Source organism: Serratia rubidaea, from assembly GCF_016026735.1.
In the GTDB taxonomy this organism is placed as follows: domain Bacteria; phylum Pseudomonadota; class Gammaproteobacteria; order Enterobacterales; family Enterobacteriaceae; genus Serratia_B; species Serratia_B rubidaea.
The window spans coordinates 2259904-2279505 of record NZ_CP065640.1 but is presented as its reverse complement, the minus strand read 5'-3'; the positions used below and the strand labels follow the sequence as shown (position 1 = coordinate 2279505).

Sequence of the window (19602 nt, the reverse complement as noted above, 5' to 3'; positions counted from 1 at the left end):
GCTTACTTATACTTGTCTGGCGCCGGAACGTGGCGCCTGCTCATCGGGTGATACCCGACGTAATACGTTTCTCGCTTAGCCATCGCCGCGCAGAATAGGGTTATAAATATAAAGCGGCCAACCGGCGCTCATGCCGGAAAATGGCGGGTACAGAATCCCTTAACATAACGTCAGTATATGAGGCAGGCAAACGACAATGCGGCGGCGAGAAACGGCAAAAATGGCTCTCGATCTGGCATTTGGCGGAGGGTTAAAACAATGCACTAGTCTACGGCGGATGTGGCTAGGCATTGTTTCATGAATGGCGGGAATTACAGAACTAAATCAGGCTGACTTTATGCCGGTTTTTTCAGCAACGACGGCGGTGCAACCACCGTCGGCCAGAAGATTTACTGATACATAGCCTCAATTTCATGCTGATAACGCTGGGAGATCACCTTACGCCGCAGCTTCAGCGTCGGCGTCAGCTCTCCCAACTCCATCGAGAACGCCGCCGGCAACAGGGTAAATTTCTTTACCTGCTCGAAACGGGCCAGCTCTTTTTGCATCTCACGCAGGCGCGCCTCAAACATCTCGATAATCTGGCTATGGCGCAGCAGTTCCAGGCGATCGTGATATTTGAGGTTGAGCGATTTGGCGTACTCTTCCAGCGATTCAAAACACGGCACAATCAGCGCGGATACGAACTTGCGCGCATCGGCAATCACCGCCACCTGCTCGATAAAGCGATCCTGCGCCAGCGCGCCTTCCAGCATCTGCGGCGCAATATATTTACCGCCGGAGGTCTTCATCAGATCCTTCAGCCGCTCGGTGATAAACAGGTTGCCCTGCTCGTCAACCGCGCCGGCGTCGCCGGTCTTCAACCAGCCATCGGCGGTAAACGTCTGCGCGGTTTCCAGCGGTTTATTAAAGTAGCCGCGCATGACGACCGGGCCGCGCACCTGAATCTCGTTCTCTTCCGCGATGCGCACTTCCACGTCAGGCAGCGGTTTGCCGATAGACCCGAAACGGAAGTCGTGCTCTTCCCAGCAAGAAACGGTGGCGCAGGTTTCCGTCATGCCGTAGCCGTATTTGATGTTTACGCCCAACGCCTGGAAGAACAGAATCACGTTATCGTCCAGCTTGGCCCCGGCGGCCGGCAGAAAGCGCACCCGCCCTCCCAGCAGGCCGCGCAGCTTGCTGAGCACCAGCTTATCGGCCCAGCGGTGCGTCAGGGCGGACAGCCGGCCGCAAGGCATGCCGGCGCGCTCCTGCAAGAACCTGCGCTCGCCGCAGCCAATCGCCCAGCGGAACAGGAGCCGACGCCACCACGGAGCACGAGCGACTTTCTCATGCACCGCGCTGAAGATCTTTTCATAAAAACGCGGTACGGCGCACATCACGGTCGGTCGCACCGCCGTCATCGCCTCACGCACCCAGTCGGTATTCGGCAGAAAAACATTCTGCGCGCCGGAATGCATGATAAAGAAGCTCCAGGCGCGCTCAAACACGTGCGACAGCGGCAGGAAGCTGAGTGAAACATCCTCTTCTCCCACCGTCAGACGCTCATCATGCTGGCACAGCTGAGCCGCCATATTGCGGTAGTCCAGCATCACGCCTTTTGGTTCGCCGGTCGTGCCCGAGGTATAAATCAGCGTGAACAGATCCTGCAGTTCACAGCCGTTGATGCGCTCATCCAGCTGTGTCTGATAACGTCCGACATCCGCATCGCGCTCCAGCTGGTTCAAATAGCAGGCAATCTCACACCCGTGCAGATCCACCGCCTCGTTAAACACGATGATCTTCACCAGCTGCGGACAAACGCCGCGCAGCGCAATGGCGGCATCCATTTGCGCCTGATCGCCGACAAACAGAATGCGGATATCCGCATCATTCAGCACAAACGCCGCCTGCGCTGGGGTATGCGTGGCATACAGCGGTACGCTGACCGCACGCAACTGCAAAATAGCCAGGTCGGTTAATGACCAGGCCATGCTGTTATTGGCAAAAATCGCCACGCGCTCTTGTACTTCAATGCCTAACGCCAACAGGGCGCTGGCGATGCGATCCATATGATCGCCGACCTGCCGCCAGGTCAGACTGGTTTCTCCCGCCGGCGTCCATTGACGAAAGGCGATGCAATCGGCGCGCTGGCTGCGCTGTTGCTGGATGCGCTGAATCAGATGGTAATGCTGCAGATTTCTGGTCATAGAGCCTTAAGCCTGAAACGGATCAATCGGTTAGCTGCGATGGGACATCGACGCCCCCAAATTTCAGCTTACACGTGTTTACTTTTTTCCGCGCAGTCTACCGGCTCTCTGATAAAGGGGGAAGAAATTTCAGCGTCGATCTGTGAGCTTAAACACATGCGAGATCCGCGGAATGTGACGCAAAGCTGGAGCCGGAAGCCCGGCGCTGACCGCCGTTTCATGCATAACACGATAAAAGGCGCGGCACGCCATCCCGCATCAGAATAAAACTCCATAAATTGATTAATATTTAGTTTTTAAATTTGAGAAAATTAAAATAAATCACCACGGCAAAAAACAAGAACATTCTAAATAAAAGACAAAAAATGACTTAATATACCCTCTGCCAGCGACAGAGAAAAAATTAACCCGAGGGCGATCCCTCGGGTTAATTATCCATGTCTTAACGCAAAACTTCTGATTCGCTCAGCACTGACTTCATCCACTGGTGCCCTTTATCGCGCTCGGCGGTTTCATGCCAGGAGAGATAACAGGTCACCTGTTTTTTATCCAGCGGCAGAGCCAGTAATTTCAGCTGCAGGCTCGACGCATATTGCTGGGCAAACCAGCGAGGGGCGATAGCCAGCATATCAGTACGGGAAACCAGGTTCATCACGCTATATAAATCTGTACACTGCTGTGAAACGATACGCTGCATGGCGTCTTCGATATAATGCGGCCGGCTGAAAGAACAGAACCGTTCCAGAGAAACCACCGCGTGCTGCTCCTGCATCAGCTGTTCACGCGTAACGCCGTTGATTATCCGCGGATGCGCTTGCGCAGCGACCACCACCAGCTCATCGTCAAACAATGCGTGGCGCTTAAATTCGCTGTGTTCAAAATGCGTATAGCCAATAACAAACTCCATCTCCTGATAACGCAGCTGATGTTCAATGTTATTGTTGAGATAAGATTTTATTTGCAGACGAACGTGGGGCGCCATTTCCTTCACGCTGTTGATGACTTTCGCCGTCAGGCGTAAATCTAACGGGCTACAAATGGAGATGGGGAAAATCCGCTCGCTGGTCAAGGCGTCAAACCCGGCCCCCGGCAGTTCATTCTGCACCAGCTGCAGCGCCTGGCGAATGGGACCGAACAGCTGTCTGGCGCGCATCGTCGGCTGGATGCCGCGGCCAAACCGCACGAACAGCTCATCGTTAAACATTACTTTCAACCGGGCAACGGCATTACTTACCGCAGGCTGCGACATGCCAAGCACATTTGCCGCACGCGTAATATTTTGCATTTGCATCACGGCGTCAAAAACGGTGAGCAGATTAAGATCGACGCTGCGCAGATGAATATCGCCGCCTTCTTTCCCTAAGACATTTCCCGAATCATATCCAGACATATCCAACTCCACTAAGTCCTATGTAGATAACTTCACCAACGCACCATTAAGAAACGGTGTAAGAAATAGCAATCCATTTTCTCGATCGGTAAAGTTAGTCCTCTTGGCAATTTATCCTGAAAAAGATAAAAGCCAAGAATCATCCAATATAAATACGACACTAAAATTTATGACAACAATTTTATCGACCAATTACGATACTGAAGATTTCTTCAATAGGAATAAGCCGAAATGGTGTTCAAAAAAACGCCCAACACCAGATGAATCAGAACATAAAAATAGACAATGGACAATCACGCAGTATTAAAAGCAGTGATTTTTAGGACAGTTTCATTTCACATTTAATAACTCTGTGCGCTGAATCATTAAAATATCAAATTTAATATAATTATAAATTATCCACATGAATATATCATTCTTTCAGCATGTATCAACCGCCTTATCTTGGTTGAACTTTACTCCAGCCCCACGCAGAATCAATGCTATATCTCACCACACGATTCACTTATGCTAACCGCCTCCCAATTCCAATATTTTTTTAAACTGATAAGCGCGTTTTTTTCAACATTTTCTGCTGAATGAGATTGTGATACCGCTTGCGGTTTCATTTATCCCGGGTTTTAAAATCAGATGTTGACATCGCCTTGGCGATAACGTATCAAATTAGACAACGCAAACATTGAGAGAAGTGGAATCACATGATCCGTATTACTCGTCTACCAGGCCTACTACTAAACGCATCTTCTTTGCGCGGTATGCCAGTGGGCGGCGATCGGTCCTGATTCAGCCACTCAGCTATAATAAACCCGCGCTACTGCGCGGGTTTTTTTTTGCCCGCTTAGCGTGAAAAACACGATAAGGAACCAAGCGATGAGCCAACAAGTCATTATCTTCGATACCACATTGCGCGACGGCGAACAGGCGCTGCAGGCCAGCCTGAGCGTAAAGGAAAAGATTCAGATCGCAATGGCGCTGGAAAGAATGGGCGTCGACGTCATGGAAGTTGGCTTCCCGGTCTCTTCACCGGGTGATTTTGAGTCGGTGCAAACTATTGCGCGCCAAATCAAAAACAGTCGCGTCTGCGGCCTGGCGCGCTGCGTCGACAACGATATCGACGTCGCCGCCGAGGCGCTGCGCGTCGCCGAAGCGTTCCGTATTCACGTTTTCCTGGCCACCTCGACGCTGCACATCGAGTCAAAGTTAAAGCGTTCGTTTGATGAAGTGCTGGAGATGGCCGTACGCTCGGTGAAGCGCGCGCGTAACTATACCGACGACGTCGAATTCTCCTGCGAAGACGCCGGACGCACGCCGATCGATAACCTGTGCCGCGTGGTTGAGGCTGCCATCAACGCCGGCGCCACCACCATCAACATTCCCGATACCGTCGGCTACACCACGCCGAACCAGTTTGGCGGCATTATCAGCACGCTGTACGACCGGGTGCCGAACATCGACAAGGCGATCATCTCCGTACACTGCCATGACGATTTGGGCATGGCGGTCGGCAACTCCATCGCGGCGGTGCAGGCCGGCGCCCGCCAGGTGGAAGGGACGATCAACGGCATCGGCGAACGCGCGGGCAACACCTCGCTGGAAGAGGTGATCATGGCGATTAAAGTGCGCCAGGACATCATGAACGTGCACACCAATATCAATCACCAGGAAATCTACCGCACCAGCCAGCTGGTCAGCCAGCTGTGCAATATGCCGATTCCCGGCAACAAGGCGATCGTCGGCTCCAACGCCTTTGCGCACTCCTCCGGCATTCATCAGGACGGCGTGCTGAAAAACCGCGAAAACTACGAAATCATGTCGCCGCAGACCATCGGTCTGAAAGACGTTCAGCTGAACCTGACCTCGCGCTCCGGCCGCGCTGCGGTGAAGCACCGCATGGAAGAGATGGGCTACCAGGATCAGGACTACAACCTGGACGATCTGTACGCCGCCTTCCTGAAGCTGGCGGACAAGAAAGGCCAGGTGTTCGACTACGATCTGGAAGCGCTGGCGTTTATCAATAAGCAGCAGGAAGAGCCGGAACACTTCAATCTGGGTTACTTCAGCGTGCAGTCCGGCAGCAGCATTATGGCTACCGCCTCGGTGAAACTGATCTGCGGCGATGAAGAAAAGGCCGAAGCGGCCACCGGCAACGGCCCGGTTGATGCGGTCTATCAGGCCATCAACCGCATTACCAACTTCCCGATCGAACTGGTGAAGTACCAGCTGACGGCCAAAGGTCAGGGCCGCGACGCGCTGGGCCAGGTGGATATCGTGGTGTCCTACAACGGCCGCCGCTTCCACGGCGTCGGTCTGGCGACCGATATTGTCGAATCCTCCGCCAAGGCGATGATCCACGCATTAAACAATATTTGGCGCTCCCAACAGGTAGAAAAAGAAAAACAGCGTCTGCAGCAAAACAAACAACAAAATAATCAGGAAACGGTGTGAACATGACGAAGAGTTACCATATTGCCGTCTTACCCGGAGACGGAATCGGTCCGGAAGTAATGGCCCAGGCGAAGAAAGTGCTGGAAGCGGTGCGTCAACGCTTTGATATCCGCATCACAACCAGCGAATACGACGTCGGCGGCATCGCCATCGACCGCCACGGCAGCCCGCTGCCGGCGGCGACGCTGAGCGGCTGCGAGCAGGCGGACGCCATTTTGTTCGGCTCGGTGGGCGGCCCCAAGTGGGAGCATCTGCCGCCGGCGGAACAGCCGGAGCGCGGCGCGCTGCTGCCGCTGCGTAAACACTTCAAACTGTTCAGCAACCTGCGTCCGGCTCGCCTGTACCAGGGGCTGGAGAATTTCTGCCCGCTGCGCGCCGATATCGCCGCCGCCGGCTTCGACATCCTGTGCGTACGCGAACTGACCGGCGGCATCTATTTCGGCCAGCCGAAAGGTCGCGAAGGCCAGGGCATGCAGGAACGCGCCTACGATACCGAGGTGTACCACCGCTTCGAGATCGAACGCATCGCGCGCATCGCCTTTGAGTCGGCACGTAAACGCCGTAACAAGGTCACCTCCATCGATAAGGCCAACGTGCTGCAAAGCTCGATCCTGTGGCGCGACGTGGTGAACGAGGTCGCCAAGGACTATCCGGACGTGGCGCTGTCGCACATGTATATCGACAACGCCACCATGCAGCTGATCAAAGATCCGGCGCAGTTTGACGTGCTGCTGTGCTCTAACCTGTTCGGCGATATTCTGTCGGACGAGTGCGCGATGATCACCGGCTCGATGGGGATGCTGCCTTCCGCCAGCCTGAACGAAGCGGGCTTCGGCCTGTACGAGCCGGCAGGCGGCTCCGCGCCGGATATTGCAGGTAAAGGCATCGCCAACCCGGTCGCCCAAATTCTGTCGCTCACCCTGCTGCTGCGTTACAGCCTGGGAGCCGATGAGGCCGCCGATGCGATTGAACGCGCAATCAACCAGGCGCTGGAACAGGGTTACCGCACCGCCGATCTGGCCGGCGACGGCCAGGCGATCAGCACCGATGACATGGGCGACATCATCGCCCGCTTTGTGGCACAGGGGGCATAACATGGCCAAGACGTTATATCAGAAATTGTACGATGCCCACGTGGTGTACGAAGCGCCGAACGAAACGCCGCTGCTGTATATCGACCGCCACCTGGTGCACGAAGTCACGTCGCCACAGGCCTTCGACGGCCTGCGCGCCATGGGCCGTAAGGTGCGCCAGCCGGGCAAGACCTTCGCCACCATGGACCACAACGTCTCGACGCAGACCAAAGACATCAACGCCAGCGGCGAGATGGCGCGCATTCAGATGCAGGAACTGATCAAGAACTGTGCGGAGTTCGGCGTCTCGCTGTACGACCTGAACCACCCGTTCCAGGGCATCGTGCACGTTATCGGCCCTGAGCAGGGCATGACGCTGCCGGGGATGACCATCGTCTGCGGTGACTCCCATACCGCCACCCACGGCGCCTTCGGCTCGCTGGCGTTCGGCATCGGCACCTCCGAAGTGGAGCACGTGCTGGCGACCCAGACCCTGAAGCAGGGGCGCGCCAAGACCATGAAGATTGAAGTCACCGGCGAAGCGGCGCCGGGCATCACCGCTAAAGACATCGTGCTGGCGGTGATCGGCAAGACCGGCAGCGCCGGCGGCACCGGCCACGTGGTCGAGTTCTGCGGCAAGGCCATCGAAGCGCTGAGCATGGAAGGCCGCATGACGCTGTGCAACATGGCGATTGAGATGGGCGCCAAGGCCGGGCTGGTCGCGCCGGACGACACCACCTTCGACTACCTGAAGGGCCGCCAGTTCGCGCCGACCGGCGATAACTGGGAACAGGCGGTCGCCTACTGGCGCACGCTGAAGTCGGATGACGACGCGCAGTTCGACAGCGTAGTGACGCTGCGCGCCGAAGATATCGCGCCGCAGGTGACCTGGGGCACCAACCCGGGCCAGGTGATCGCCGTTAATCAGATCATCCCGGCGCCGGAGTCGTTCAGCGATCCGGTCGAGCGCGCCTCCGCGGAAAAAGCGCTGGCCTATATGGATCTGCAGCCGGGTATCAAGCTGACCGAGGTGGCGATCGACAAGGTGTTTATCGGCTCGTGCACCAACTCGCGCATTGAGGATCTGCGCGCCGCGGCGGCCATCGCCAAAGGGCGTAAAGTCGCCAGCGGCGTCCAGGCCATTGTGGTGCCTGGCTCCGGCCCGGTTAAAGCGCAGGCGGAGGCCGAAGGGCTGGACAAAATCTTTATCGAAGCCGGTTTTGAATGGCGTCTGCCCGGCTGCTCCATGTGTCTGGCGATGAACAACGACCGTCTGAACCCGGGTGAGCGCTGCGCCTCCACCAGCAACCGCAACTTTGAAGGGCGTCAGGGACGCGGCGGACGCACCCATCTGGTCAGTCCGGCCATGGCCGCCGCCGCCGCCGTCAGCGGCCACTTCGCCGATATTCGTGAACTGCACTAAGGAGCATCACCGTGGCTAAATTTACTCAACATACCGGCTTAGTGGTGCCTTTGGATGCGGCCAACGTCGATACCGACGCCATTATCCCGAAACAGTTTCTGCAGAAGGTAACGCGCACCGGCTTCGGCCAGCACCTGTTTAACGACTGGCGCTTCCTGGACGATGCCGGCCAGCAGCCCAACCCGGACTTCGTGCTGAACAAAGCGCGCTATCAGGGCGCCAGCATCCTGCTGGCGCGGGAGAACTTCGGCTGCGGCTCCTCCCGCGAGCATGCGCCGTGGGCGCTGACCGACTACGGTTTCAAAGTGGTGATTGCGCCGAGCTTTGCCGATATCTTCTACGGAAACTCGTTCAACAACCAGCTGCTGCCGGTCACGCTGAGCGAACAGGACGTGGATACGCTGTTCAAACTGGTGGAAGCCAACGAAGGCATTGAGTTTACCGTCGATCTGGAGCAGCAGACGGTCAACGCCGGCGGTAACAGCTATCCGTTTGAGATCGACAGCTTCCGCCGTCACTGCATGATCAACGGTCTGGACAGCATCGGCCTGACGCTGCAGCACGACGCGGATATCGCCCGCTATGAAGCCAACCAGCCGGCGTTTCTGAACTGATACGGCGACGCTGAAAAACAACAGGGGCGGATATTCCGCCCCTGCATCATCACCGCGCTCCCGCCGCCGTTACCAATATCCCAGCCACTTCCACCAGGCCGCGCCAAGCGTCAGCCAAATCAGCAGGTTGACCACGCTCATCACCAGGCCGGTTTTCCACCACTCGCCCAGCGTACTGTAGCCGGAGCCGAAAATAATCGGCGCGGTGCCGGTGGCGTAATGGGTCAGCGACATCATCAGCGAAGAAGAGAACGCCAGAATCAGCCCGAGCAGCGCCGGCGGCGCCCCCAGCGCCACCCCTGCGGCGAAGAAAGCGGCAAACATAGCGGTCACGTGCGCCGTGGTGCTGGCGAAAAAGTAGTGAGAGTAGAGATAAACCAGCGTCAGCAGCAGCGTGCCGCCCACCCAGCTCATCCCCATATGGGCGATACCGGCGCCAACCGTCTGCGACAGCCAGTTGATCAAACCCAGCTTGCCCAGATAGGTCGCCATCATCACCAGCGCGGAGAACCAGACCACGGTATCCCAGGCGCCCTTCTGCCGCAGGATGTCATCCCAGCTCAGCACGCCGCTGGCCAGCAAAATCGCCAGACCGATCAGGGCGGCGGTGGTTGGGTTCACCGCCAGCGCCGGACCGAAAATCATCGCCGGAATACCGGCCCACAGCACCAACAGCAGCGCAAACACCGCCAGCGTAATCTTCTCCGGCAGCGTCACCGGCCCCAGCGCCTGCAGCTGCCGTTTGGCAAAGTCCGGCGCATCCGGGGTGCTTTTAATTTCCGGCGGATAGAGGAAATACACCACCAGCGGCATCACGATCAGCGAGCAAAGGCCCGGCACCAGCGCCGCCAGCGCCCACATGCCCCAGCTCAGCTCCACACTGTCGTGCGTACCTTTGGCGATCAGGCTGACTACCAGCGGGTTCGGCGCCGTGGCGGTGATAAACATCGCCGAGGTGATCGGGTTGATGTTGTAGTTAACCAGCGCCAGATAGCGGCCGATCTTGCCGCTGGTGTTCAGCCCGGGGCTGGAGCCGAAACTGTCAGCGATTGACTTCATGATCGGGTGAATAATCCCGCCGCCGCGCGCGGTGTTGCTCGGCGTCACCGGCGCCAGCGTGGTTTCCGCCAGCGTCAGCGCATAGGCGATGCCCAGCGTCTTTTTACCGAACAGCGAGATAAAGTAATAGCCGATACGCCCGCCCAGCCCGGTTTTATTCAGACTGAGGGAGATCATGATAGAAAAGCCGATCAGCCAGATCAGCGGGTTGGAAAAACCGCTCAACGCATCGCCGAGCGCCGCGCCCGGCTTACCGGGGTTAGTGACGCCGGTAACCGCCACCAGCCCGATGGCGACCACCGATACCGCGCCAATCGGCATCGCCTTACCGATAATGGCGATAATGGTGCCGATAAACAGCGCCAGCAGCTGCCAGGCATTGGGTTCGACGCCTTCAGGCACCGGAATGACAAACCAGATAAGCAGCGTGACGACAACGGCAATCAGGGAGGGAACAGGCTTGAGCGGCGTTAGTTTATCCATAACATACCCACGAAGTTCAATGGAAAGGCGCGGCGTTCATCCTGCGGCACCGGCGCCTAGTGTCCATTTAGCTTGCGGCGATGGGGTAATGTTCTCAATGATTTACATCAATGTTAACCAAAATAGTCATTAAACCTCCCGCACGCGGGCGCACAGCCACCAGGAAAGCGCCGCCAGCGCCGTCGCCAGCCAGTACACCGCGTAATGGCCCAGGTTCTCCACCAGCGCCCCCTGCAGCACCCCGGCCAGAATCACGCCGGTGGAGATACTGTTGGTGAACATGGTGGTCGCCGCGCCGGGACGTCCCGGCATCAGATCCTGAAAATAGAGCATGCCGATGCCGGCAATAATGCCGATAAAGATCGCGTTGAACAGCTGCAGGCCAATCAGCGCCGGTTTCACGCTGAACTGCGTCAGTCCGAGATAGAACAGCAGCCCCGCCGCGACGGCGAACAGCATCATCCGGCGCTTGCCGAAGCGCTTGACCACATAGCCCGCCAGCAGCATGGCCGGAATTTCCAGCCCGGCGGCGATGCCCATCAGAATACCGGCCAGCCGCTCCGGCAGCCCGAGATCGCGGGTGATATACAGCGGCATATCGATGATATACATGGTGTTGCAGGTCCACATCAGCGTCGAGGCGATAAACAGCCGGCGCACGTCGCGGTTGCGCCAGGCGCTGGGCGGCGCGATTGGCGTCACATTCAGGCTGCCGGTCTGCGCCTCGCGCGGCACCGAAGGCAGGCAGAACCCCACCAGCAGCGCGCTGACGACGAAGATCCCAGCGGCAATCAGAAACATGGTGGTAAAGCCGTAATTCAGCGCCAGCATAAACGACAGCGGCGGGCCGATCACCCAGGCCAGCGACAGCTGCGCGCGCATCACCGAACTGAACATCACCACTTCGCGGCCGCTGCTGTCGGCATATTCACGCGCCAGGGCAAAAATCTGCGGCATCGCGGTATTGGCCAGCGCCGCCATCAGCACGCCGGCGGTGATCAGCGTCAGGTAGTCGCGGTTAAAGGCGAACAGCAGGCAGTTGCCCACCGCCATCAGGCAGCAGCCTAAAATCAGCTTGCGCCTGTCGCCGCGGGTGTCCGAGCGTTTGGCCAGCATAAAGCTCACCACGATGCCGGCTACCGCATTGACGGTATAAAACAGCCCGACCCACAGCGGCCGCACTTTGACTTCCGAGGTCAGGAACAGGCTGAGCGTCGGCGTCTGCAGCGCCCCGGCGATGCCGGCCAGAAAGGCGACGGCGAGGAACGCGGCGAAAACGGGGTTAAAGCGGCGTAGCGACCAACGGTTATTCATAGCGGCATCCCGGAACAAGGCGAAAACGGCGCAGTAAAAAAATCAGCGTAGAAGAAACCCACGAATAGTAAAATTACCGTCTGAGCACGGCAATCACCCGACGCAAATAAAAATGCCAGTGGGTCGCCCCACTGGCTGGTGAAAAGCACCATTACTCAGAAACACTTGGTTTCCCCGGGCTTTCAGACCGGGTCTGAAAACCCACGGATAGCAGGATAAGATCAGAGGCGCTTGCGATAGGCTTCGTCGCTCAGCGTCGGCATATCCCACTGGGTGACGTGGGACAACATCTCCAGCCTGACCTGCTCCGGCACCAGCCGGGTCAGCCAGTCGGCGTGCTGGCGGCGAACGGCGGCGAAATAGCGCTGATAAAACTGTTTCGACAACAAAACGTTCATAAGCTCGCCCTCCTCTCTTTCATCTGGGGAAATTATCGGCGTAATATAGGGAAAGATAAATTGTCGGTTTACTGCCGGAGAGTTCCCCTTTTATGTCTACGCCACGCCTGCAACAGCAGTTTATCCGCCTATGGCAGCGCTGCCAGGGCGAAACCCGCGATACCACGCTGCAAGAGCTGGCCGACGCGCTCAGCTGTTCGCGCCGCCACGTGCGCTCGCTGCTGGGGGCCATGCAGCAGCAGGGCTGGCTGACCTGGCAGGCAGAGGCCGGACGCGGCAAGCGTTCGCGGCTGGAGTTTCACTACACCGGACTGGCGCTGCAGCAGCAACGGGCGGAGACGCTGCTGGAACAGGACCGCATTGACCAGCTGGTGCAGCTGGTCGGCGATAAAAAAGTGGTGCGCCAGATGCTGCTGTCCCAGCTGGGGCGCAGCTTCCGTCAGGGAAAACACATTCTGCGCGTGCTCTACTACCGCCCGCTGTCCAACCTGCTGCCCGGCTCGGCGCTGCGCCGCTCGGAAACCCACCTGGCCCGACAAATTTACAGCGGCCTGACGCGGATAAATGAGGAAAACGGGGAACTGGAATCCGACCTTTCTCACCACTGGCAGGCGCTGACGCCGCTGCACTGGCGCTTTTATCTGCGCCCCGCCATCCACTTTCACCACGGGCGCGAGCTGGAGATGGAGGACGTCATCCAGAGTCTGACGCGCCTGACGTCGCAGCCGCTGTTTGCGCATATCGCGCGCGTCGACTCGCCGACGCCCCATGTCATTGACGTGCATCTGCACAGCCCCGACTACTGGCTACCGTGGCTGCTGGGCAGCGTGCCGGCCATGATTCTGCCGCAGGAGTGGCGTAGCCTGCCGGACTTTGCCCGGCATCCGATCGGCACCGGGCCGTACAGCGTGGTGCGCAACCAGCAGAGCCAGCTGAAGATCCAGGCGTTTGACGACTACTTCGGCTATCGCGCGCTGATCGACGAGGTCAATATCTGGGTACTGCCGGACATCACCGAAGAGCTGATGCACTCCGGCGTGCAGCTGCAGGCTGACGATACCGGTAAAAACGAGCTGGAAAGCCGGCTGGAGGAAGGCTGCTACTTTCTGCTGTTCGACCGCCGCTCACCCGTCGGCGACGATCCGGACATCCGCAGCTGGCTGTGCGAACTGCTCAACCCCATCGCCCTGCTGAACCATTCCGGGCCGGTCAGCCAGCGCTACTGGTCGCCGGCCTACGGCATTTTGCCGCGCTGGCACCACAACCGCGAGCTGAACCAACGGCCCAAGCCCGCCGCGCTGCAACAGCTGACGCTGACCTACTACGGCGAACACTCGGAGTTTCACGCCATCCGCGAAGCGCTGGAACCGCTGCTGGCGCAGCACGGCGTGGCCCTGACGGTCAATGTCGTCGATTACGACGTCTGGCACCGGGGAGAGGCGCAGAGCGATCTGTGGCTCGGCAGCGCCAATTTCACGCTGCCGCTGGAGTTCTCGCTGTTCGCCACCCTGTATGAGCTGCCGCTGCTGCAACACTGTATGAGTGAGGATCTGGCGCAGGACGCCGCGCTGTGGCGCGACAACCGCCTGCCGCTGGCGGAATTCTGCCGCCGTCTGGTCAGCCAGCATCAGCTGCATCCGCTGTTCCACCACTGGCTGCAGCTGCACGGCCAGCGCAGCATGCGCGGCGTGCGGATGAACACCCTGGGCTGGTTCGACTTCAAATCCGCCTGGTTCGCGCCGCCGGAGGCATAAGCATCTTTCGCCAGCGGCGCTAACTCTTTACAATAGCGCCGTCTCAACGGGGTGCGGAACACGGTTTTCGCTGAGAGCAGACCCGTCGAACCTGAACCGGCTAATACCGGCGGAGGGATTTGAGTGCAGCCCCCCGGCTCCCCTGGAGCCCCTCAGATGCCTTTGCTGCCCTAACTATCAGGAGTGCAAAGTGATCAAGAAATTCCTGCCTTGCCTGTTGCTGCTGGCCGCCGCGCCGGCGCTGGCGAAAGAAACGCTGACGGTTTACACCTATGACTCCTTCGCCGCCGACTGGGGCCCCGGCCCGGCGATCAAAAAGGCCTTTGAGGCCGACTGCGGCTGCGAGCTGAAGTTTGTGGCGCTGGAAGACGGCGTCTCGCTGCTCAACCGTCTGCGGATGGAAGGGAAAAACAGCAAGGCGGACGTGGTGCTGGGGCTGGATAACAACCTGCTGCAGGCGGCGCGCCAGACCAAACTGTTCGCCGCCAGCGCGGTGGATACCACCTCGCTGAGCGTGCCCGGCGGCTGGCAGGACAGCACCTTTATCCCTTACGACTACGGCTACTTCGCCTTCGTGTACAACAAAAACACGCTGAAAAACCCGCCGCAGAGCCTGAAGGAGCTGGTGGAAAGCGACCGGCCGTGGAAAGTGATTTACCAGGATCCGCGCACCAGCACCCCGGGCCTCGGCCTGCTGCTGTGGATGCAGAAAGTCTACGGCGACGCCGCGCCGCAGGCCTGGCAGAAGCTGGCGAAGAAGACCGTCACCGTCACCAAAGGCTGGAGCGAAGCCTACGGCCTGTTCCTGAAAGGGGAAGGCGATCTGGTGCTGAGCTACACCACCTCACCGGCCTACCATCTGATTGAAGAGAAAAAAGACGCCTACGCCGCCGCCAACTTCAGCGAAGGGCACTACCTGCAGGTGGAGGTCGCCGCCAAATTGCAGGCCAGCCGCCATCCGCAGCTGGCGGAGCGTTTTATGCAGTTTATGCTGACGCCGGCGTTCCAGAACGCCATCCCGACCGGCAACTGGATGTATCCGGTCATCAAGACCACCCTGCCGGCCGGCTTTGCGCAGCTGCCGGTGCCGCAGACCGCGCTGCAGTACGGTGCGGATGAAGTAGCGCAACAGCGAGGCAACTGGATCCGTTCATGGCAAAGCGCCGTCAGCCGTTAATCCCCCACTGGCTGTGGCCCGGCCTGTTGGCCGCCGGCCTGATTCTGCTGGTGGCCGCGCTGGCCTTCGGTTCGCTGCTGCGCCACGCGCCGCACAGCGACGCCCTGTCGCTGTGGCAGGACGACTACCTGTGGCACGTGGTGCGCTTCACCTTCTGGCAGGCGCTGCTGTCGGCGCTGATCTCGGTGCTGCCCGCCATCCTGCTGGCGCGGGCGCTGTACCGCCGGCGCTTTCCCGGCCGCGCGCTCCTGCTGCGGCTGTGCGCCATGACGCTGGTGCTGCCGGTGCTGGTGGCGGTGTTCGGCCTGCTCAGCGTCTACGGCCGGCAGGGCTGGCTGGCGGCGCTGTGCGCCTGGCTGGGAGTCGACTACCAGTTCTCACCTTACGGCCTGCAGGGGATCCTGCTGGCGCATATGTTCTTCAACCTGCCGCTGGCGACCCGCCTGCTGCTGCAGGCATTGGAAAACGTGCCGGTCGAGCAGCGCCAGCTTGCCGCACAGCTGGGCATGAATGGCTGGCAGCAGTTCCGCTTTGTCGAATGGCCGGCGCTGCGCCGCCAGATCCTGCCGAGCGGCGCGCTGATCTTTATGCTCTGCTTCGCCAGCTTCGCCACCGTACTCTCGCTGGGCGGCGGACCGCAGGCCACCACCATCGAGCTGGCCATCTATCAGGCGCTGAGCTATGACTACGATCTCAGCCACGCCGCGCTGCTGGCGCTGATCCAGCTGGTCTGCTGCCTGGGGCTGGTGATGCTCAGCCAGCGGCTCAGCCAGGCGCTGCCGGTGGGCGCGACGCAGGCGCTGCGCTGGCGCAACCCGGAGGACAGCCGCCGCCGCCGTCTGACCGACGCGCTGCTGATCGCCGCCGCCCTGCTGCTGCTGCTGCCGCCGCTGCTGGCGGTGGTGGTCGACGGCGCCAATCAGGCGCTCGCCAGCGTTCTGCAGCAGCCGGCGCTGTGGCAGGCGCTGTTCACCTCCTTACGTATCGCCGTCGGCGCCGGCCTGCTGTGCCTGCTGCTGACCATGATGCTGCTGTGGAGCAGCCGCGAGCTGAAGCTGCGCCAGCAGCCACGCCGCGGCCAGGCGCTGGAGCTGAGCGGCATGCTGATTCTGGCGATGCCCGGCATCGTGCTGGCCACCGGCTTCTTCCTGCTGCTCAATGACACCGTCGGGCTGCCGCAATCGCCCTATGCGCTGGTGATCCTGACCAATGCGCTGATGGCGGTGCCCTATGCGCTGAAAGTATTGGAGAACCCGATGCGCGACGTGGCGGAACGCTATAACCCGCTGTGCCTGTCGCTGGGCATGCAGGGTTGGCGGCGGCTGCGCTGGATCGAACTGCGCGCCCTGCGTCGTCCGCTGGCGCAGGCGCTGGCCTTCGCCTGCGTGCTGTCAATCGGCGATTTCGGCGTGGTGGCGCTGTTCGGCAACGAACAGTTCCGCACCCTGCCGTTCTATCTGTACCAGCAGATCGGCGCCTATCGCAGCAATGACGGCGCGGTTACCGCCCTGTTACTGTTATTGTTGTGCTTCCTGCTTTTCACCCTGATTGAACGCTTACCGGGCCGCGATGATAGAACTTGACCAACTGACCTACCTGTATGAACACCTGCCGATGCGCTTTGACCTGCGCATCCGTCCGGGCGAACGCGTGGCGGTGCTCGGGCCGAGCGGCGCGGGGAAAAGCACCCTGCTCAGCCTGATCGCCGGCTTTCTCGCCGCGGACAGCGGCGGACTGCGCCTTGACGGCGCCGATCATACCCGCACGCCGCCGGCGCAGCGGCCGGTGTCGATGCTGTTTCAGGAAAACAATCTGTTTGCCCACCTGACGGTGGAGCAAAACATCGGGCTGGGGCTGGATCCCGGCCTCAGACTGAACGCCCGACAAAAACAGCAGTTGGCGCAGATCGCCGAACAGGTCGGCCTGACGGAACACCTGCCGCGCCTGCCGTCGCAGCTGTCCGGCGGCCAGCGTCAGCGCGCGGCGCTGGCTCGCTGCCTGATCCGCCAGCGGCCGATTCTGCTGCTGGACGAGCCTTTTTCGGCGCTCGACCCGGCGCTGCGCGGCGAGATGCTGCAGCTGCTGGATACGGTGTGCCGGCAGCGTGCGCTGACGCTGCTGATGGTGTCGCACAATCTGGACGACGCCGCGCGCATCGCCCCGCGCACGCTGCTGGTGGTGAACGGCCGCATCTATTATGACGGCCCGACGCAGCCGCTGCTGGACGGCAGCGCCCCCGAGGCCCGCGTGCTGGGCATCCGCGGAAAAGCGTGATCTATCGCGCGTTTTTTATGCTGCGGCAATAAAGCGGTTGTGCGAATTTCGCACCTGTGCTTTTATAAAATCCTGAATTTTTTTACTGATGATAAGGTTCCCTGTGATCGCATCCTCGCTGACTTCGACCCTACTAGTTACCGCGCTACCAGCCGCGGTGGTCGTCGTGCGTGTGGTGGTGGTCGTCGGCAATGCGCCGTAGGGTCCGAATCAACGCATCGATTCCCAAACCCCGCCGGCGCAAACCGGGCGGGGTTTCTTGTTTTAGTGCCCTGCCCGCCAAAGCTCACCGGCCTTGAGAAAGGACAGGAACATGGCAATTACGGGCACGCCTCACGCAGGCACACGCTTTACCGGCGCGCAGCTGATCGTTCATCTGCTGGAACGCCAGGGCATCACCACCGTCGCCGGCATTCCCGGCGGCGCCGCGCTGCCACTGTATGACGCGCTGAGCCAGAGCACCACCATCCGCCACGTGCTGGCGCGCCACGAGCAGGGCGCCGGCTTTATGGCGCAGGGCATGGCGCGCGCTACCGGTAAGGCGGCGGTATGCATCGCCTCCAGCGGCCCGGGCGCCACCAACCTGGTCACCGCCATCGCCGACGCCAAGCTCGACTCCATTCCGCTGGTGTGCATCACCGGTCAGGTGCCCTCCTCGATGATCGGCACCGACGCCTTTCAGGAAGTAGACACCTACGGCATGTCGATCCCAATCACCAAGCACAACCATCTGGTGCGCGATATCAGCGAGCTGCCGCAGGTGATCCACGATGCGTTCCGCATCGCCGAGTCCGGCCGCCCCGGCCCGGTATGGATCGACGTGCCGAAGGATATCCAAACCGCCGAGATTGAGCTGGATCGGCTGCCGCCGATAGCGCAGCCGGACGCCGCGCCGGCGTTCAGCCCCACCGACGTCGCCCAGGCGGCGGCGATGATCAATCAGGCCCAGCGGCCGGTGCTCTATCTGGGCGGCGGCATCATCTGCGCCGACGCGCACCGCGCCGCACTGCAGCTGGCCGAACGCGCCAATCTGCCGACCACCATGACGCTGATGGCGCTGGGCGCCATGCCGGTCGACCATCCGTTATCGCTGGGTATGCTGGGCATGCACGCCGCACGCAGCACCAACTTTATTCTGCAGGAAGCCGACCTGCTGGTGGTGCTGGGCGCGCGCTTTGACGACCGCGCCATCGGCAAGACCGAGCAGTTCTGCCCGAACGCCAAAATCATTCACGTGGATATCGACCGGGCGGAGCTGGGCAAGGTGAAGCAGCCGCAGGTGGCGATCCACGGCGACGTCGGACAGGTTCTGCAGCAGCTGCTGCCGCAGATCGACGCCCAACCGCGCAGCGCCTGGCTGAACACCGTCAACGACCTCAAGCGCGAGTTCCCGTTCAGCATGCCACACGCCGACGATCCGCTCAGCCATTACGGGCTGGTGCTGGCCGCCGCGCGCTGCGTGGATGAAAACGCCATTGTCACCACCGACGTCGGCCAGCATCAGATGTGGGTGGCGCAGGCCTACCCGCTGCGCCGTCCGCGCCAGTGGCAAACCTCCGGCGGCCTCGGCACCATGGGCTTCGGCCTGCCGGCGGCGATCGGCGCGGCGCTGGCCGAGCCGCAGCGCAAGGTGCTGTGTTTTTCCGGCGACGGCAGCCTGATGATGAACATTCAGGAGATGGCCACCGCGGCCGAGCATAATCTGGACGTCAAAATCATTCTGATGAACAATCAGGCGCTGGGGCTGGTGCACCAGCAGCAGACCCTGTTTTATCAGCAGCGCATCTTTGCCGCCGCCTATCCGCAGCGTACCGATTTCCTGACCATCGCCGCCGGCTTCGGGCTGGATACCTGCGATCTGAACGCCGCCGCCGATCCGCAGGCCGCGCTGGCGGAGGCCATTGCGCGTCCCGGCCCCTGCCTGATCCACGCGCTGATCGATACCAACGAAAAAGTATTCCCGATGGTGCCGCCGGGCGCCGCCAACATCGATATGATTGGAGAATAAG

16 protein-coding genes and 1 riboswitch are annotated in these 19602 nt (G+C 60.2%); of the genes, 11 read left to right on the top strand and 5 right to left on the bottom strand.

Annotated features, from left to right (window positions below):
- Positions 1–389: 389 nt before the first annotated feature.
- Both I6G83_RS10505 and leuO read right to left on the bottom strand, forming a co-directional pair.
- Positions 390–2189: an AMP-dependent synthetase/ligase gene (locus I6G83_RS10505; RefSeq protein WP_054305893.1), complete on the bottom strand. Its 1800-nt coding sequence runs from the start codon at positions 2187–2189 to the stop codon at positions 390–392.
- A gap of 442 nt (positions 2190–2631) precedes the next feature.
- Positions 2632–3579: a transcriptional regulator LeuO gene (gene leuO / locus I6G83_RS10500; protein WP_054305894.1), complete on the bottom strand. Its 948-nt coding sequence runs from the start codon at positions 3577–3579 to the stop codon at positions 2632–2634.
- A gap of 698 nt (positions 3580–4277) precedes the next feature.
- Here leuO and leuL point away from each other — a divergent pair.
- From leuL to leuD, 5 genes are all read left to right on the top strand, one after another.
- Positions 4278–4361, top strand: a complete 84-nt coding sequence (leuL, locus tag I6G83_RS23735) for a leu operon leader peptide (RefSeq protein ID WP_126533491.1) — start codon at positions 4278–4280, stop codon at positions 4359–4361.
- An 88-nt stretch (positions 4362–4449) separates the two neighbouring features.
- The gene (gene leuA / locus I6G83_RS10490; protein ID WP_054305895.1) at positions 4450–6024 is read left to right on the top strand and encodes a 2-isopropylmalate synthase; all 1575 of its coding nucleotides are present in this window, start codon (positions 4450–4452) and stop codon (positions 6022–6024) included.
- A 2-nt stretch (positions 6025–6026) separates the two neighbouring features.
- Positions 6027–7118 carry a 3-isopropylmalate dehydrogenase gene (leuB, locus tag I6G83_RS10485; RefSeq protein ID WP_061324988.1) on the top strand — a complete coding sequence of 364 codons (1092 nt, stop codon included), beginning with the start codon at positions 6027–6029 and terminating at the stop codon, positions 7116–7118.
- Between the two features lies 1 nt (position 7119).
- Entirely contained in the window at positions 7120–8520 is a 1401-nt protein-coding gene (leuC, locus tag I6G83_RS10480; RefSeq protein ID WP_054305291.1) for a 3-isopropylmalate dehydratase large subunit, read from the top strand.
- Positions 8521–8531: 11 nt separating this feature from the next.
- Positions 8532–9134 carry a 3-isopropylmalate dehydratase small subunit gene (gene leuD, locus I6G83_RS10475; protein WP_054305290.1) on the top strand — a complete coding sequence of 201 codons (603 nt, stop codon included), beginning with the start codon at positions 8532–8534 and terminating at the stop codon, positions 9132–9134.
- A gap of 69 nt (positions 9135–9203) precedes the next feature.
- Here the strand turns inward: leuD and I6G83_RS10470 are convergent, their stop codons facing one another.
- The 3 genes from I6G83_RS10470 to sgrT form a co-directional block, all read right to left on the bottom strand.
- Complete coding sequence (locus I6G83_RS10470; RefSeq protein WP_054305289.1) at positions 9204–10676, bottom strand: DASS family sodium-coupled anion symporter; 1473 nt, start codon at positions 10674–10676, stop codon at positions 9204–9206.
- A 129-nt stretch (positions 10677–10805) separates the two neighbouring features.
- A complete protein-coding gene (locus tag I6G83_RS10465) occupies positions 10806–11990 on the bottom strand; it encodes an MFS transporter (RefSeq protein ID WP_054305288.1) in 1185 nt (394 codons plus the stop codon).
- Between the two features lie 221 nt (positions 11991–12211).
- The gene (gene sgrT / locus I6G83_RS10460) at positions 12212–12388 is read right to left on the bottom strand and encodes a glucose uptake inhibitor SgrT (protein WP_071889362.1); all 177 of its coding nucleotides are present in this window, start codon (positions 12386–12388) and stop codon (positions 12212–12214) included.
- 92 nt (positions 12389–12480) lie between these two features.
- On the opposite strand from sgrT, the gene sgrR reads away from it, so the two are divergent.
- The 6 genes from sgrR to ilvB all read left to right on the top strand — a co-directional run bounded on the left by sgrR (position 12481) and on the right by ilvB (position 19601).
- The gene (sgrR, locus tag I6G83_RS10455; RefSeq protein WP_054305287.1) at positions 12481–14142 is read left to right on the top strand and encodes an HTH-type transcriptional regulator SgrR; all 1662 of its coding nucleotides are present in this window, start codon (positions 12481–12483) and stop codon (positions 14140–14142) included.
- Positions 14143–14179: 37 nt separating this feature from the next.
- A riboswitch (TPP riboswitch) is annotated at positions 14180–14278 on the top strand.
- A 54-nt stretch (positions 14279–14332) separates the two neighbouring features.
- Positions 14333–15319 carry a thiamine ABC transporter substrate binding subunit gene (gene thiB, locus I6G83_RS10450; protein ID WP_054305286.1) on the top strand — a complete coding sequence of 329 codons (987 nt, stop codon included), beginning with the start codon at positions 14333–14335 and terminating at the stop codon, positions 15317–15319.
- Positions 15295–16902, top strand: a complete 1608-nt coding sequence (thiP, locus tag I6G83_RS10445; protein ID WP_054305285.1) for a thiamine/thiamine pyrophosphate ABC transporter permease ThiP — start codon at positions 15295–15297, stop codon at positions 16900–16902. Before thiB ends, thiP begins: the two co-directional genes overlap by 25 nt.
- Entirely contained in the window at positions 16889–17593 is a 705-nt protein-coding gene (gene thiQ / locus I6G83_RS10440) for a thiamine ABC transporter ATP-binding protein ThiQ (RefSeq protein ID WP_054305284.1), read from the top strand. The genes thiP and thiQ overlap by 14 nt, the downstream gene beginning before the upstream one ends.
- An 88-nt stretch (positions 17594–17681) precedes the next feature.
- Entirely contained in the window at positions 17682–17795 is a 114-nt protein-coding gene (gene ivbL, locus I6G83_RS10435) for an ilvB operon leader peptide IvbL (RefSeq protein WP_154747116.1), read from the top strand.
- 111 nt (positions 17796–17906) lie between these two features.
- On the top strand, positions 17907–19601 hold the full coding sequence (ilvB, locus tag I6G83_RS10430) for an acetolactate synthase large subunit (protein ID WP_054305283.1): 1695 nt from the start codon (positions 17907–17909) through the stop codon (positions 19599–19601).
- The last annotated feature ends 1 nt before the right edge of the window (position 19602 follow it).